The 14,377-nt window shown below is 70.1% G+C and carries 17 protein-coding genes; 7 read left to right on the plus strand and 10 right to left on the minus strand.

Annotated features, from left to right (window positions below; all coding sequences use genetic code 11):
• Positions 1–27 precede the first annotated feature (27 nt).
• Both EEJ42_RS11335 and EEJ42_RS11340 read right to left on the minus strand, forming a co-directional pair.
• Positions 28–1,701, minus strand: coding sequence for a DUF262 domain-containing protein (locus tag EEJ42_RS11335; protein WP_123099824.1), 1,674 nt, complete (start codon positions 1,699–1,701; stop codon positions 28–30).
• 482 nt (positions 1,702–2,183) lie between these two features.
• Positions 2,184–3,065 (minus strand): DUF72 domain-containing protein, encoded by an 882-nt coding sequence (locus EEJ42_RS11340; protein ID WP_123099825.1) that lies wholly within the window; start codon positions 3,063–3,065, stop codon positions 2,184–2,186.
• 223 nt (positions 3,066–3,288) lie between these two features.
• On the opposite strand from EEJ42_RS11340, the gene EEJ42_RS11345 reads away from it, so the two are divergent.
• The 5 genes from EEJ42_RS11345 to EEJ42_RS11360 all read left to right on the plus strand — a co-directional run bounded on the left by EEJ42_RS11345 (position 3,289) and on the right by EEJ42_RS11360 (position 6,426).
• Positions 3,289–3,780, plus strand: coding sequence for a hypothetical protein (locus tag EEJ42_RS11345; RefSeq protein WP_148081920.1), 492 nt, complete (start codon positions 3,289–3,291; stop codon positions 3,778–3,780).
• 65 nt (positions 3,781–3,845) lie between these two features.
• Positions 3,846–4,667, plus strand: coding sequence for a hypothetical protein (locus EEJ42_RS11350; RefSeq protein ID WP_123099827.1), 822 nt, complete (start codon positions 3,846–3,848; stop codon positions 4,665–4,667).
• Between the two features lie 111 nt (positions 4,668–4,778).
• Complete coding sequence (locus tag EEJ42_RS11355; protein WP_123099828.1) at positions 4,779–5,447, plus strand: lytic polysaccharide monooxygenase auxiliary activity family 9 protein; 669 nt, start codon at positions 4,779–4,781, stop codon at positions 5,445–5,447.
• 118 nt (positions 5,448–5,565) lie between these two features.
• On the plus strand, positions 5,566–5,739 hold the full coding sequence (locus tag EEJ42_RS52695) for a hypothetical protein (protein ID WP_246096367.1): 174 nt from the start codon (positions 5,566–5,568) through the stop codon (positions 5,737–5,739).
• A gap of 30 nt (positions 5,740–5,769) precedes the next feature.
• On the plus strand, positions 5,770–6,426 hold the full coding sequence (locus EEJ42_RS11360) for an SCO4651 family lipoprotein (protein WP_246096368.1): 657 nt from the start codon (positions 5,770–5,772) through the stop codon (positions 6,424–6,426).
• Positions 6,427–6,431: 5 nt separating this feature from the next.
• Here the strand turns inward: EEJ42_RS11360 and EEJ42_RS11365 are convergent, their stop codons facing one another.
• From EEJ42_RS11365 to EEJ42_RS11380, 4 genes are all read right to left on the minus strand, one after another.
• A complete protein-coding gene (locus EEJ42_RS11365; RefSeq protein WP_123099829.1) occupies positions 6,432–6,791 on the minus strand; it encodes a hypothetical protein in 360 nt (119 codons plus the stop codon).
• Positions 6,792–6,847: 56 nt separating this feature from the next.
• Positions 6,848–7,321, minus strand: coding sequence for a hypothetical protein (locus EEJ42_RS11370; RefSeq protein WP_123099830.1), 474 nt, complete (start codon positions 7,319–7,321; stop codon positions 6,848–6,850).
• A gap of 72 nt (positions 7,322–7,393) precedes the next feature.
• Complete coding sequence (locus EEJ42_RS11375) at positions 7,394–7,783, minus strand: DUF427 domain-containing protein (RefSeq protein WP_184503030.1); 390 nt, start codon at positions 7,781–7,783, stop codon at positions 7,394–7,396.
• A gap of 35 nt (positions 7,784–7,818) precedes the next feature.
• On the minus strand, positions 7,819–8,298 hold the full coding sequence (locus EEJ42_RS11380; protein WP_184503032.1) for a MarR family winged helix-turn-helix transcriptional regulator: 480 nt from the start codon (positions 8,296–8,298) through the stop codon (positions 7,819–7,821).
• Positions 8,299–8,438: 140 nt separating this feature from the next.
• Here EEJ42_RS11380 and EEJ42_RS11385 point away from each other — a divergent pair, with 140 nt between their 5' ends.
• A complete protein-coding gene (locus EEJ42_RS11385) occupies positions 8,439–10,793 on the plus strand; it encodes an MFS transporter (RefSeq protein WP_425472879.1) in 2,355 nt (784 codons plus the stop codon).
• Positions 10,794–10,949: 156 nt separating this feature from the next.
• On the opposite strand, the gene EEJ42_RS11390 is transcribed toward EEJ42_RS11385, so the two are convergent.
• Both EEJ42_RS11390 and EEJ42_RS11395 read right to left on the minus strand, forming a co-directional pair.
• Entirely contained in the window at positions 10,950–11,180 is a 231-nt protein-coding gene (locus EEJ42_RS11390) for a hypothetical protein (protein WP_009715083.1), read from the minus strand.
• A gap of 52 nt (positions 11,181–11,232) precedes the next feature.
• Positions 11,233–12,477: an MFS transporter gene (locus EEJ42_RS11395; protein ID WP_123099833.1), complete on the minus strand. Its 1,245-nt coding sequence runs from the start codon at positions 12,475–12,477 to the stop codon at positions 11,233–11,235.
• Positions 12,478–12,546: 69 nt separating this feature from the next.
• On the opposite strand from EEJ42_RS11395, the gene EEJ42_RS11400 reads away from it, so the two are divergent.
• Positions 12,547–13,599, plus strand: coding sequence for a LysR family transcriptional regulator (locus EEJ42_RS11400; RefSeq protein ID WP_184503031.1), 1,053 nt, complete (start codon positions 12,547–12,549; stop codon positions 13,597–13,599).
• 222 nt (positions 13,600–13,821) lie between these two features.
• Here EEJ42_RS11400 and EEJ42_RS54860 read toward each other — a convergent pair whose 3' ends face one another.
• Together EEJ42_RS54860 and EEJ42_RS53800 are read right to left on the minus strand one after the other, a co-directional pair.
• Positions 13,822–14,091: a ChbG/HpnK family deacetylase gene (locus EEJ42_RS54860; RefSeq protein ID WP_281291431.1), complete on the minus strand. Its 270-nt coding sequence runs from the start codon at positions 14,089–14,091 to the stop codon at positions 13,822–13,824.
• Positions 14,015–14,377 (minus strand): ChbG/HpnK family deacetylase (locus EEJ42_RS53800; RefSeq protein WP_281291430.1); only part of this gene is annotated, 363 nt, incomplete at its 5' end. The genes EEJ42_RS53800 and EEJ42_RS54860, both read right to left, overlap by 77 nt.

The raw sequence follows: 14,377 nt of genomic DNA on the forward strand, positions 1-14,377 counted from the left end.
CCTGGCGTGACGCCCCGGCCCTCGCACTCACAGACGCCACTCCTCGAAGAGCACCCCCAGCAGCTCCTCCTGCCTGGCCTTCAGCACCTCGGGCGTCCACTCGGCATGCTGGAGCACCTGGCTGGTCAGCGCGAAGGGGACCACGCCCCCGCGGCCGGTGAAGTATTTGGCCTTCTTGGCGGTGAAGTCATAGTTCTGGGCCGCCGAGTTCTTGGCGCGATTCAGCAGGACCAGGTTTCCCAGGCGGTGGGTCCACTGGGCACGCTGCTCCTCGTCGAACAGCTCGTCCCACTGCGAATCGGCCCTCGGGTTCTGCGGCAGGACGTGCTCCACGGTGATGAGCGGGTGATCGTATGTCACGCCCTGCCCGCGGGCCAACAGCTCATCAAGCCGTAGCAGCACGTACTTGCGGATCTTGCTGACCAGATAGAGATCGCCGTCGAGCCTGGCCCGGGTCTCGACCTTCTCGTCGTCCCTCAGTTCGAGAGCCGAGGAGTCGAGGCCCTGTCCTTCATCGAGCTGCCGGAGCAGCTCGGCGTAGCGTGTGACGCGAGGGGTCGTGTAGACGCGGCGGACGAACATGCTGGCCGACAGCCGCTCCAAGGCCCGCATGAACGTGTCGAGCCATACCGGGTCGCTCTCGTGGTGGCGCAGCGCCCAGAGGGCGGCGGGCCGCCAGTCGTAGTTGTCGACCTGCTGGAGCCTCCGGAACCAGGCGTTGACAGCCTCCGCACCCGAGGCGGACTCGTAACGTGCCTCACGGATCTGGGCGTAGGCCTCGGCATACGGCCGGACGACGTCATGGACGAAGACCTCGGCCCTGCCGGGGAGGTAGCGGCTGAGCACCTGCTCCGGGAACTCCTTGAGCAGCTCCTGCTCAGCCCGCTTCTTGGCGAAGATCATCCGCAGGTGGAGGAAGAGTTCCGCGAAGTCGTCACGCCCCAGCATCTCCTCGGCGTCCTCCCAGGTGGTGGCGCACGCCTCGGACGCGTGCGCCCCGAGATCCCCGATCAGCTGCGACTTGAAGATGTCGGTGGGGGACAGGTCCAGGCCGCGGGAGTTCATGACGCTGAAGATCCGGTGTGCGCTGTCGAGGTCAGGAGTGCTGACGACGACAAGAAAAGTCCGCTCGGCGAGCATCTGGGCCAGTTCCAGCCGGCGCTCCTCGGTCAACGCGGTGAGGCTGCGGTGGAGGACTGTCGCATTGCGGAGAACGGCCTTCTGCGCGTCGGTCCGCAGCACTTCCTCCTTGAGCGTCAGCAGAGTGCCCACTGCGCCCTTCGTCTGCACGTACTTCTCGAAGAAGTCCGCGTCACGGCTTCGCAGAGTAAGCCGCGGCCTCGGTGCGAGCCCACGGATCTTGGCACCCGGCTCCATTACCAACCGGTCGAGGTCGCCGCGTAGTTCCGGATCCTCGGTGAGGTCGCGTAGGACGGACAGGAGGATGGTCAGGGTCGTGAGGCGCTGCTGGCCATCGATGACATCCGCCTTCGGGACTGCGCTGTTCTTGACGAGCACAACGGATCCGAGGAAGTACGGTTCATCCGTCCCGCGGCTCAAAGCTTCGTGCAGGTCCGTTAGCAGTTGAGCCGCCTGCTCCTCCTGCCAGGCATAGGGGCGCTGGTAGTCAGGGATCTGAAAGTCGTAGTCACTGCTGAACACCTTGTGCAAGGGCATCTCGTGCGCCTCGAGCTTTTGCATGCCCCGATGATGTCGGAAAAATGGAGCTCCGTGGCACTAATACGACGCAACTTCCTTCCATGCGGTAGCACGTGACGCGGGTCCGCCGCAGCGGGTCCTGGAGGCCACCCTGAGCTGCGGTACTCCCCCCGACCGTCATCCCGCTGGGCCCGCACTCGCCCATTGCGGCCTTTGCTACCCGTGTCTGGTGCGCCGCTCGGGCCTGCTGCGCGCCTTCGGTGACGACCGCACGCCATACGCGGCTGATCCCTGGGACTCCGCCCTGAACGCGGACCGCGCTCGCAATTGGCAGGCCCTGCGGCGATGGCTGGACGGCAAGTGGGGCATGCTCGACCTGGTAGCCGACGCCCCGCTGCCGCCCGCTGCGCAGCCAGCCCGACTTGTGGAGGTGGTCGAGCGAGGGAGGGATGAGTTGCGGGACCTGATCGCGTGGGCAGACAAGGCGGCGTCACGGAAGACATCCGTTCCATGCTCGGCCCTCGTCAGCCCGGGCCCGTGGGGGCGCCGAGGAGGCGCCGCGTCGACTCCGCGGCGCGGACGGCCGCGTCTGCGCAGCAGTTGTTGAACAGGGCGTGGACTTCGTCGGCCCGGTCGGCCATCCCGCGGAGGCGCGGTATCCATTCCTCCAGTTCGTCCGTGGTGTAGGTGTGGCGGAACCGCTCCTCCTTGGTGCCGGTGCCCCAGGCCCCGTTGCGGCCGTGGAAGCGCGCCACCGCCAGGCGGGGTGAGGTGACCGGGGTGACCGGTGGTATGGAGGTGGGCAGCGTCTGCGTCATGTCCACGGCTGCGGCGGACATGCCCCAGTCCTTGAGCGCCGCCTCCGTCTCGGGCCGCTCATCGTTCGACCACCAGCCGGGGTGGCGGAATTCCACGGCGACCGGCCAGCCAGCCGTACGGCGCGCGCATTGGACCAGGAACGCCTTCGCTCGTGGGTCGCCGGGGGCGAACCAGGGTGGGAACTGGAAGAGCAGGGCGCCGAGGCGCCCCGCGCTCCTCAGCGGTTCGAGCGCTCCGGTGAAGCGCTGCCACACCTCGTCGAGCAGTCCGGCGTCAGCCTCGTGTCGCCGCCCGGGCAGGGCGGGGCGCAGGTCGGCGGGCAACGCGTTCGGGGCTGTGGGGTGGCCGGTGAGTAGGGAGAATGCCTTGACGTCGAAGCGGAAGCCGTCCGGGGTGCGTTCGGCCCAGAGGGCGCTGTTACGGGTGCTGGGCAGGTTGTAGTACGTGGCGTCGACCTCCACCACCGGGAACTGGGCGGCGTAATGCCGGAGTCTCCCCGCCGCGTCGCGCAGTCCCGGCGGGTACCAGCCGCTGGACAGCAGAGCACGGTCCGTCCATGAACAGGTGCCGACCAGAATGTCACCCATGCCCCGCCGACTACCCCGGGTCGGGCGGATGGCACCAACACGCAAACGGAATCTCGTGCATTGACGACACGGGCCGCACTCTTCCTGGGTCGGACACTGGCGTGGCAAGAAAGCGGAGGCTTGGAATGCGGAGGTCCGGAAACTAAACGATTGCGCGAAGTTCGAGCGCCTGTTTGGGTTGTGCGCCAGGGCAACACGACCCGAAATTCAGGGGGAACTTTACGTGCGTATCCGTACGGGGGCGGCTTCCGCCGCATTGGCCGGACTGTTGGCCGTTGGCGCAGTCGGCACGGCGCAGGCCGAAAGCCACAACGCCCCGCAGGACCGGGGAACTTACAGCATGAAGGAGGCCCGGTCCGGCTCCGGCGTCGGAGCGTTCGAGACCAAGGGCGACCGGGTGCACTTTTCGCACACGGTACGGGGCAACATCAACGCACACGGGTGGTGGAAGCGTCTGAACGGACCCGCGACCAAGGCCAAGGTCACGGTGTGGCTCCAGGTCAAGGGCGGGTCGGGGTGGACGACGCTGAACAAGGGGTCCAAGACCGTCTATTCCGGTGGCGGAAGCGCCAAGCGGGCGTCGGCTGCCTGGAAGTGCACCAACTTCATCGCGAAGCACTCCTTCCGCAGCGTCATCGACGTTGACATCGTCGGTTACCCGGACGACAACCACAAGAAGACCACGGATACGCAGACACTGTACTGTGGCACGTGATCAAGAGCTGATAGCGGCGCTGGAAGAATACTCTTCCAGCGCCGCGCATTTTCCGGGGAGTGCCCATGATTCCGCCCACCGTGATTGCTGGTCTGCATGGGATTCTCCAGCGGAATCCCTGGTTTGACCGGGTTGTAGAGCAGGATGACGAGGGCACGGTTGAGGAAGATATCCTCGGCTTTGCGATCGACCGGGCCGGTTCCTACGGCTGGCAATCCCTGACCAGTTGGCTTCATGAGGACGGAGAGGTCACGGCTCGCCATGAGCCCACTTCCTGGGCTCATGAGGAGGTGGGCGGTGATTGGACGCAGGATGGCGGGGTTCATCAACTGGCCTGGTTGCAGGCTGGGGTTCTTACCGATCCCCCGCGTCCGGGGCTTCCCATTCGGCCGATGTCTTTGGTGTTGGCCGAGACTTTGGCTCGCGTGGGCACCGTGACATTCACCGGCCTGCATGCCCTGCTGCCGTTGCAGGCGGCCGAACGCAATACGGCTTTCCACCAGACCGAATTGGCGCCGTGGTTCGGCCTTGCGGATCCGGATGCCCGACATGAAGTGGTGGTCACCGTCTCCTGCCATCCCGAGGCGGGCGGGATGGGCGAGCGGGATGCGGTGGCCGTCCGTGAAGCGGTGCGGGAGATGGCGCAGGGGGTGGTGGATTTCTCCGCGTCCGCGGTGGGAGGTGATTTGCCGGGGTTGGATCTCGATCTTGATCGCGTGCTGCACACCGAGGGGATGCGTGAGGTGATGCGGTTGGGCTGCCGTACGCGGGAGTGGTCACCGGATATCGCGGTGTGGCTGGTGGAGATGGTCGCGGACGGACTGCGGAGGGCGGAGCGGGTGGCGCCGGTGGTGGTTACGGCCTCGCTGGCGTCGCTTCCGGCGTAGTCCGCGCGGGCAACGCGTACGTTTCGCATGGGCGGCGTCGGGCAAGCTGGCGTTTGGGAGCGCTCCCATATCTCTCCCACTCCCCCACGGACGATGGAGGAAGATCGCGCAATGATTTGTCATGAACGCGGCTATTCCTTACGTTGGGCGACTCGCGCCCTCGGACTGCTGTCCGCGCTGCTGCTCGGCCTGATCCCCTGGTCCGGCACCGCCAGCGCACACGGATCGGTCATCGACCCCGCCTCTCGCAACTACGGCTGCTGGCTGCGCTGGGGCAGCGACCACCTGAACCCGGAGATGGCCCAGAAAGACCCCATGTGCTGGCAGGCCTGGCAGGCCAACCCCAACGCCATGTGGAACTGGAACGGCCTCTACCGCAACGGCTCCGCCGGCAACTTCCCGGCTACCGTCCCCGACGGACAGCTGTGCAGCGGCGGCCACACCGAAGGCGGCCGCTACGACTCCCTGGACACCCCGGGCGCCTGGAAGACCACCAACATCAGCCGCAACTTCACCGTCAAGCTGTACGACCAGGCCAGCCACGGCGCCGACTACTTCAAGGTCTACGTCACCCGGCAGGGGTACGACCCCACCACCCAGCCGCTGAAGTGGAGCGACCTGCAACTGGTCACCACGACTGGCAAGTACGCCCCCAGCCAGAACTACTCGATCGACGTCAGCACCTCCGGCTACACCGGCCGCCACGTCGTCTACACGATCTGGCAGGCCTCGCACATGGACCAGACGTACTTCCTGTGCAGCGACGTGAACTTCTCCTGAGCCGCCGCCCCGTCTCCCTCGCCGGATGCATCGCGTCCGGCGAGGGTTGCTCTTCGGCGGTCTCGTCCGGCGCTTCCGGGGCACTCGGTATCCCCAGTCGTTGAGAGGAGTTGGAGAGATGACTCACTTAGCCAGCGGGATACGGGCGGGTGCCATCGGCGCCGTGGGGCTCCTCGCCTGCGGGGTGCTGACCGCGTGCGGGAGTGACGGCGACTCCGAGGGCAAGGGCGGGAAGACCTCGCCCGCGGCGAGTGGCGGCGCAGGGGGTACGGCGGCGGTCCGTACCGCGTAGGCCAAGACCGCCGAGGAGGAGACGGCGCGGATGACGCTTCGGACGGAGACGTCGGCCGCGGGCAAGACGGCTGCCGCGGACGGCGAGGGCGTCATCGACCTCGAGGACGGGGACAGCGCGATGACCATCAGCGCCGGGGGCCAGAAGGTCGAGCAGCGCGTCGTCGACCAGGTGGTCTACCAGAAGCTTCCGCCTAAGCAGCGCGCGCAGATCCCCGGTGACAAGCCGTGGATCAAGATCGACCTGAAGAAGGCGGCTGCCGAGCAGAACAGCGGCAGCAGCAATCAGATCAACGACCCCGCGCAGTCCGCGTCGCTCGGCAAGGGCATCACCGACCGGAACACAGAAAAGGTCGGCAAGGCCACAGTTGATGGCGGGCGGACCACGCGCTACCGGGTCACCGTGGACATCGACAAGCTCCCCGGCGGCGCCGCGTTGAAGCGCCAGGTCGGTCCCACCGTGCCGATGGACATCTGGCTGGACGACCAGGGCCGCATCCGCCGTCAGCAGATCACCATGAACCTCAAGCCGACGGACCGGGCGGACAAGACCACCGCCGTCCCGGAGAGGATGACGGTGCGCACGCTGATCGAGTTCTCCGACTTCGGCGCGGAGGTCGACCCGGAGGTTCCGTCGGCAGGGCAGACCACCGACATGACGGGCAAGATCGGCAACCAGCAGAGCTGAGCGGCTCAGGGAGAGGCGAGCAGCAGCATCGCCATCGTCAGCTGAGCGAGCCACTGCAACTTGACCGCCCAGGAACGGGCTGTGGAGAACGGCAGCCGCTGCTGGGGGCAGCTTGCGGCGAAGAGGCCCAGCGCTGCCGACACGAGGAACGCGCCGAAGATCACCGGGCCAGGGATGGAAGAGCACTGGTTGCCGTTCGTGACGCAGTCGGCGGCGCGCTCCGTCATGAGGGAGAGCAGGATGCTGACGATGGCGGTGGGGATCAGCAGGCCCACGCCGACCTTCGCCGCTGTGCGGACCCTTCGGTCGTGTCCCGCGTCGGGCGTGTTGGCGGCGCTCGGTTCGGCGGAGGCTCTCTCGTTCATCCGTCCACTCAACCGCGGGCGGGGCGGGGACGGATCGCGTCGGGTACTCAGTTGCCTTAGGTAGGCGGACTCAGCTGGGGGCAGCGGAGGTCCGGGGCCGAGGAGTTCGGGGAGCACGTCACTACGGCCAGGGAGAGGAAGGACGTGCGGCCTACGTAGAAGCCGAGGGAGACGTCGCCGCCTTGGGTCAGGCGAGTGGTGGCTGTGGCTACCAGGCGGGACAGGCGAGCGGTGTCGGCTTCCTGGCGGGAGTGGAAGCCGGGGGCGTGTTCGGTGAGCTGTTGGCCCAGCCAGGTGGCGGCGTCCTTGGGTTCGCGGAAGGTGGCGCGGATGAGGGCGGGGGCTTTGAGGAGCCAGTACGCCGTTTCCATGGGCGGCAGCTCGGAGCGGCGGAAGGCGTCCAGTTGGGTGCGGTAGTACTCCTCGTCCTCCGGTGTCACCGGGGGCAGGGGGCGGTCGGGGAGGCGGCGGAGGATCTCGTGGTCGAACAGCTCCTTCTCGCCCAGCCAGGAGTACGCGTGGAGGTGCACGCGTCAGCCGTTCCCCGTGGGGGGGTGGGGGAAGGCCCCTGATGGGGTGATGGGGCCTTCGTCCCCCGATGCCTAAGACACGGTGATCTCGGCTACCGCGTCGTAGAACGACAGGTGGTTCTTGATCTCCGGCACCGCGTCGATCGGCTGTGCGTACGTCCACACGACGTCGGGGCGCAGCTCGGCCCCACTGTCCGGGCCGATGTACGTCCAGTACGCCGCCTCGCCCTTGAAGGGGCAGGTGGTGCGGGTGTCGGTGGGCTCGAACAGGGTCAGGTCCACGTCCTCCGGCGGGAGGTAGTAGCGCACGGGCAGGCCCGTCTCGTGGAGCAGCAGCGGGCGGTCCGTCTCGGCGACGACCTGGCCGTCGATGGTGACCTTGACGTGCTGCGTGCCGCGGACCACCTCCACGCGGTGGCCCGCGCCCGAGCCGGTGTGGGGATGGGGGGTGTGGGTGGACATCGCGTCGTCCTCCTCGGGTGGGGTCCGTATTCAGGTCAACGCGTACCCTCGGCCGCTGATTCCGTCGTCTCCTCGCGGGGCCAGGGGCGGCCGTCGTGGGCTTCGACCTCGCGGTTGAAGCGGGTCAGGACCTCGCCGAAGCGGGCCAGGTCCTCCGGGGTCCAGTCTTCGAGCAGCCGGGCCAGGCTGGTGCGGCGGCAGTCGCGTTCGGCGGTGAGGCGTTCGGTGCCCAGGGCGGTGACGCGGAGTTTGCGGGCGAGGCCGCCGTCGGGGTCGGGGATGCGCTCGACCAGGCCGCCGCGCAGCAGGGTGCCGGTCTGGCGGTTGACGGTGGAGACGTCGAGCTGGAACGCGTCGGCGAGCTGGCCGATCGACATCGCGCCCTCCGCGTCCAGGCGGGAGAGGAGCAGGTAGGCGGAGCGGTCCAGGCGGTCGGGTGTGGGGGCCGCGCAGGGTTCGTCAGCAGATGCCTTGCGGTCTCGGGGTGTCAGGACATGACACCTGGCGACCAGCATCAATTCGCGTTCCAGCCGCTCCAGCACGCTTCCTCCTCGTCGCCCCCGCTCCATGGAACAGAAGTGTGCACGATACACATCATGTGTAGGATGCACATCTCCCACTCATCCCTGTTGTACCGCTTGGAGGCCGCATCCGCATGGCCCAGTCAGCCCCAGCCCGCGTCGAGGAGCCCTTGAGCGCCGCGCCGGCCACCGGCCCGTCGCTTCCGCGGCGCGAGGTCGGTGGCGGTTTCGTGGCGGTGCTCGCGTTCTGCGGCATCGCCGTCTCGGTGATGCAGACGCTGGTCGTCCCGCTCGTGAGCGAGCTGCCGCAGCTGCTGCACACCACCAGCTCGAACGCGTCGTGGGTGGTCACCGCGACCCTGCTCGCGGGCGCCGTCTCGACTCCCGTCATGGGGCGGCTCGGGGACATGTTCGGCAAGCGCCGGATGCTGATGGTCGCGCTGACGCTGCTCGTCGTCGGCTCGCTGACCTGCGCCGCCACCTCCGAGCTGGTGGTGATGGTGGTCGGCCGGGCCATCCAGGGCGGGGCGATGGGCGCCATTCCGCTGGGCATCAGCATCATGCGGGACGAGCTGCCGCCGCAGAAGCTGGGCTCGGCGATGGCCCTGATGAGCTCCTCGCTCGGGATCGGCGGTGCGCTGGGGCTGCCGGCCGCCGCGTTCGTCGCGCAGCACACCAGCTGGCACGTGCTGTTCTACGGGGCCGCCGGGCTGGGCGCGATATCGATCGCGCTGGTGCTGGCCGTCGTCCCGGAGTCCGCCGTACGCACCCCGAGCCGCTTCGACCTGCTCGGCACGGTCGGGCTGACGGCCGGGCTCGTCTGTCTGCTGCTGCCCATCACCAAGGGCGGCGACTGGGGCTGGGCGAGCGGTACGACGCTCGGACTGTTCGGCGCGGCCGCGGTGATCCTGGTCCTGTGGGGCCTGTTCGAGCTGCGTACCGCCGAGCCGCTGGTCGACCTGCGGACCACCGCACGCCGCCAGGTGCTGCTGACCAACCTCGCCTCGATCATGGTCGGCTTCTCGTTCTACGCGATGTCGCTGATCCTGCCGCAGCTGCTCCAGCTGCCGGAGGCCACCGGTTACGGCCTCGGCCAGTCGATGGTCATGGCGGGGCTGTACTTCGCCCCGATGGGCGTGGCGATGATGCTGGTCTCGCCGCTGTCCGCGCGCATCAACGCGGCCCGCGGTCCCAAGGTCTCGCTGATCAGCGGCCTCATCGTGATCGGTGCGACGTACGGCGCGGGCCTGGTGATGATCGACCACATCTGGCAGATCGTGGTGCTGTCCACCGCGCTCGGCGTCGGCATCGGCATCGCGTACTCGGCCATGCCGACCCTGATCGTCAGCGCCGTACCGGCCCGGGAGACGGGCGCGGCGAACGGGCTGAACACCCTGATGCGGTCCATCGGCATGTCCACCTCCAGCGCGGTGGTGGGGGTGATCCTGGCCCGTCAGACGACGGACTTCGGCGGGGTCGCGCTGCCGAGCAAAGACGGCTTCCAGATGTCGTTCATGGTGGCGTGCGCGGCCTCGGTCGTCGGGCTCGTGATCGCCTTCTGTCTGCCGGGGCAGCGGCGCGTCCCGAGCGGTGTCTCGTCGGCGCCCGCGAGCGCCTCGACGGCGACCTCGGTCGTCGAAAAGGCCGAGAAGGTCGAGACGGTCGAGACGGTCGAGACGGTCGAGAAGGAGGACGCGGTTCCTCCGGCCGCGGACGTCCCCGCCCTCACCGGCAGCGTCATCCACGGCCGGGTCCTCGGTTCCGACGGCGCCCCGCTGGCCGACGCCGCGGTCACCCTGATCGACACCGGCGGCCGCCAGCTCGGCCGTACGGTCAGCGGGCGCGACGGCACCTACACCGTGGCCGCGCCCGACACCGCGAGCGTCGTCCTCATCGGCTCGGCCCCCGGCCACCGGCCGCAGGCCGCCACGCTGCTGGTGTCGGACGTCCCCCTCGCCTGCGATCTGCGGCTCGCCGGGGGCGGCGGGCTGACCGGGTCCGTACGGGCCGAGGGCGGCGGGCCGCTGGCCGGGGCCACCGCCACCGCGACCGGCGCGGACGGCGAGGTGGCGGGCTCGGCGACGGCCGACGAGAAGGGTGAGTTCGCGCTTCCGGAGCTGGCCTCCGGCGCGTACACGCTCACCCTCAGCGCCGACGGGCACCGTCCGCACGCCACCCAGGTCGAGCTGACCGCCGGTGAGCCGGTGCGGGTCGACGTGGCGCTGCGGCCCGCGGCGCGGGTCCGCGGCACCGTGCGCGACCAGGGCGGACAGCCGCTGGAGGACGCTCGCGTGGCGCTGCTGGACGCCTCCGGCGACGTCGTCGGGCAGTCCATCACGGGCGCGGACGGGACCTTCGGTTTCGAGGGGCTGACCGGTGAGCACTACACGGTGGTCGCCAGCGGTTACGCACCGGCCACCCGGCCGGTCACGGTCGGCGGCGACGCCCCGGAGGCCCGGGACGTGGACTTCCTGCTCAGCCACGGCTGAGTCGCGGCTTGGTCGATGTGCCGTCCAGCCCGGCCCGTGGGTACGGGCCGGGCTGGACGGCTATCGGCAATCGGCAATCGGCAATCGTGAGCATGTACGGGCGGGCCTGAGTACGCGGGCGCAGCGCGCACCCGCCCCCGGCGGTGCTGCTCCCGCTCATTCCTCGGGCAGGCTCTCCCACGCCTCGCCTTTGCGGAACAGCTCGTATCCCTCCGCGTCCGCGATCGACTCCGCCTCCGCGCGGCTGCGCACCGAGATCTCGTAGGTGTGGCTGTCGACCGTCGCGTGGACGCCCTTGCCGTCGGTGATCGTTTCGATCGAGTGCGTCTCGTAGATGACGCGCCCCGGCTCGGTCTTGCTCCAGACCACGTGCATGCTCACTGCCATCGGACCACTCCCGAAGACGAGCCCCCTGAATTCAGGGTCTCACGGCACGCGGCTACCGCCTTCCGAAGATCGCCACATGCGCGAGCGCCAGCACCGCGAGCGCTCCCCCGAACCACATGACGCCGACCAGCGCGATCCCGTCCGCCGCCCGGCCGCCGAGCAGCGCGCCCAGCGATATCGCGATGTTGAAGACGCAGACGAACAGGGCCGAGGCGGCCTCCCGCGTGTCCGGGGCGGCGTGCAGCACCCAGGTCTGCGAGGTCACCGAGACCCCGCCGTACGCCAGTCCCCACAGCACCAGCAGCGTGATCGCCCCGCCGAGGGTGCCGCCCGCGACCGGGACGAGCAGGACCGCGGTGGCCAGGACGGTGAAGATGACCATGAGGGTGCGGCGCGGGTCGCGGTGGGCGGTGGCGCCCGCCAGGAAGTTCCCGGCGATGCCCGCCACGCCGTACGCCAGCAGCAGGGTGCTGATCAGCCCCGCCCGTACGCCGGAGACGTCCTCCAGCACCGGGCGTACGTAGGTGTACGCGCCGAAGTGGCCGCTGACCAGCAGCAGCGTGGTGATCAGCCCGACCCGCAGCCGGGCGTTGCGGAACAGCCCCGGCACCTCGCGCAGCCGGATCGTCTCGGTGGCGGGCAGCGGCGGCAGGGTGACGGCGAGGGCCGCGGCGATCGCCAGCGCCAGCGCGCCCATCGCGGCGAACGCGGCGCGCCAGTGGACCAGGTCGCCGATGAGCGTCCCGACCGGTACGCCCAGGACGGAGGCGACGGCGATCCCGCTGAAGACCAACGAGGTGGCGGGACCTGCGGACTTCTCCGGCACCAGCCGTACGGCAAGCCCCGCGGCCAGGGACCACACCCCGCCGATGCACACCCCGACCAGCACCCGGGACAGCAGCAGCACGGCGAAATCGGAGGCGAGGGCGGAGGCCAGGTTGGCCGCCGCGAGGAGTCCCATCAGGCCGCACAGCACCAGCCGCCGGTCGAGGCGGCGGACGGTGACGGTCAGGAGGGGCGCGGCGACCGCGGCGACCAGCCCCGGCACGGTCATGGCCAGGCCCGCCGTCCCTGGCGAGACCCGCAGCGCGGAGCCGATGGAGGTGAGCAGGCCGACCGGGAGCATCTCGGTGGTGACGACGGAGAAGGTGCCGAACGCCACGGCGACGACGGAGAGCCAGGCTCTGAGCGGGGAGTGCGGCGAATGCGGCGAATGCGGCGAGTGCGCGGGCGCGGCTGACCCGGATGCGCCTGCCGGAGCGGTGAGTTCCGTGGTAGGGGGCGTGGAATTCGACATGACTCAAATGAACCGCCGCCCCCGGCCGGGAACAACGCCGAAGTCTTCAGTCTTCTATGAGCGAGACTCATGGATCAGTGGAGTGGCTCAGTGGAGTGGATCAGCGGAGGGAAGCCGGTGTCCGGGCTGGAGATGCGCGAACTGGAGTGTTTTCTCGTGCTCAGCGAGGAGTTGCACTTCGGCCGCGCGGCGGAGCGGCTGTACGTGTCGCAGAGCAGGGTCAGCCAGTTGCTGCGCGCGCTGGAGGGGCGGATCGGCGCCCGGCTGCTGGACCGCACCAGCCGGCGGGCGCGGCTGACCCCGCTGGGCGAGCGGTTCCTTGCCGACCTGCGGCCCGCGTACGACGCACTGTCCGGCGCGGTCGAGGGGGCCCGGGGCGCGGCGCGCGGTCTCACGGGCGTGCTGCGCGTCGGCTTCCAAGGGGCCGCCGACGAGCGGGTGATGGCGGCGCTGGCGACCTTCCGGGAGCGGCATCCCGGCTGCGAACCGGAGACCGTGGAGATCCCGATGGCCGATCCTTTCGGCGCGGTGCGGGACGGTGAGGTGGACGCGGCGATCGTCTGTCTGCCGGTCGAGGAACCGGACCTGGTGCTCGGCCCGGTCTTCTCCCGGCAGCCGCAGACGCTGGTGGTCCGCGCCGGGCACCCCCTCGCGGCGCGGGAGCAGGAGCCGGGCGCGGTGGACGCCGAGGAGCTGGCCGACTGCCCGCTCGTCGCCCCGTCCGACCCCGCGCCGCGCTACTGGCGGGAGTTCATGGCCCCGCCCGTCACCCCCGGCGGCCGCCCGATCCCCCGCGGCCCGCGGGTGCGCACCCTCCAGGAGGGGCTGACGGCGGTCGCGGCGGGCCGGGGCGGGATGCTGCTGTGCGCGCCGACCGCCGAGTACCACGGGCGCCGCGACATCACGCCGCTCCCGGTGGCGGGGCTGCCGGACTCGATGCTGGGCCTGGTGTGGCGGCGGGGCGGTGAGACGGCGCGGATACGGGCGCTGCGGCGGGCCGTGGACCAGGAGTGCCGGACGGAGTGCGGGGCGGCCCCATCAGGCCGTCCAGGTTCGCTGGAGCGCCCGGTAGTCGGCCACGGCGATGCCCTCCTCGCGGAGGATGTCGCGGGCCTGCGGTGACGTCAGGAAGGCATGGTCGGTGCCGCGGCCCGGCCGGCCGCCGGGGTCGGCCGCCCGGGCGTGCGCGTCGTCCGGCCCCGGGTGCACGGCCCATTCACTGAGCCCGGAAGGCAGGTCGCGCAGCAGCCGCGCGTAGTGCGCCGCCTTGTCGTCGACGTCGAGGCCGCGCGGGTTCGAGCCGGATCCGTGCCGCCAGGCCGTACTCGGCGGCCAGGGCGAGCGTCAGATCAGCGTCAGATCGCGGATGCCCTCGCGGCCGCCGTCGGCCAGACAGTGCCAATCCAGGTGGGCGGGGGCGAGCCCCGCGTCCAATACGGCGTCGATCTGGGCGCGGAACTCGCGCTCGACCTCCGCCGGGCGGGCCGGGCCAGCAACTCCGGGATCCCGGCGTGGTCGTACAGCTCGCCCGCCCCGTTCAGCAGCGAGGGCACCCGCTCCTTCGGCGACAGCGGCCCCCGGGGGAGGCGGGCAGGTCGCGGACGAGGGTGAGATGGACGCCGAACGGGATGTGCGGCCGCTCGCGCAGCGGTCGCATCGCGTGCGGCGCCGCCGGGCACGGCACCATCAGGCTGCACGACGCCGCGATGGCGCGCTCGATGGACTCGATGACGGCGGTGTTGACGGCCGGGTACATGCCGAAGTCGTCGGCGGTGAGGAGCAGCGCGCGAGCGTCGGCGGGCAGGCCCAGCAGCTCGGTGGACGTGGCCGCCCGGGGCGCCGGGCCCGCCGGGGTGACCGGGCCCATCGCGTCGCCGCGGCCCGTCGCGTCGGCGGCGGG

Origin of the sequence: Streptomyces botrytidirepellens (genome assembly GCF_003721215.1) — a bacterium.
GTDB classification, from domain to species: Bacteria; Actinomycetota; Actinomycetes; order Streptomycetales; family Streptomycetaceae; genus Streptomyces; species Streptomyces himastatinicus.

Bases quoted from the DNA above. Each gene is read 5' to 3' on its own strand.
- EEJ42_RS11335 (WP_123099824.1), bottom strand. From the start codon at position 1,701: ATGCAAAAGCTCGAGGCGCACGAGATGCCCTTGCACAAGGTGTTCAGC.
- EEJ42_RS11340 (WP_123099825.1), bottom strand. From the start codon at position 3,065: ATGGGTGACATTCTGGTCGGCACCTGTTCATGGACGGACCGTGCTCTG.
- EEJ42_RS11350 (WP_123099827.1), top strand. From the start codon at position 3,846: ATGATTCCGCCCACCGTGATTGCTGGTCTGCATGGGATTCTCCAGCGG.
- EEJ42_RS11355 (WP_123099828.1), top strand. From the start codon at position 4,779: ATGATTTGTCATGAACGCGGCTATTCCTTACGTTGGGCGACTCGCGCC.
- EEJ42_RS52695 (WP_246096367.1), top strand. From the start codon at position 5,566: ATGACTCACTTAGCCAGCGGGATACGGGCGGGTGCCATCGGCGCCGTG.
- EEJ42_RS11360 (WP_246096368.1), top strand. From the start codon at position 5,770: ATGACGCTTCGGACGGAGACGTCGGCCGCGGGCAAGACGGCTGCCGCG.
- EEJ42_RS11365 (WP_123099829.1), bottom strand. From the start codon at position 6,791: ATGAACGAGAGAGCCTCCGCCGAACCGAGCGCCGCCAACACGCCCGAC.
- EEJ42_RS11375 (WP_184503030.1), bottom strand. From the start codon at position 7,783: ATGTCCACCCACACCCCCCATCCCCACACCGGCTCGGGCGCGGGCCAC.
- EEJ42_RS11380 (WP_184503032.1), bottom strand. From the start codon at position 8,298: ATGCTGGTCGCCAGGTGTCATGTCCTGACACCCCGAGACCGCAAGGCA.
- EEJ42_RS11385 (WP_425472879.1), top strand. From the start codon at position 8,439: ATGGCCCAGTCAGCCCCAGCCCGCGTCGAGGAGCCCTTGAGCGCCGCG.
- EEJ42_RS11390 (WP_009715083.1), bottom strand. From the start codon at position 11,180: ATGGCAGTGAGCATGCACGTGGTCTGGAGCAAGACCGAGCCGGGGCGC.
- EEJ42_RS11395 (WP_123099833.1), bottom strand. From the start codon at position 12,477: ATGTCGAATTCCACGCCCCCTACCACGGAACTCACCGCTCCGGCAGGC.
- EEJ42_RS11400 (WP_184503031.1), top strand. From the start codon at position 12,547: ATGGATCAGTGGAGTGGCTCAGTGGAGTGGATCAGCGGAGGGAAGCCG.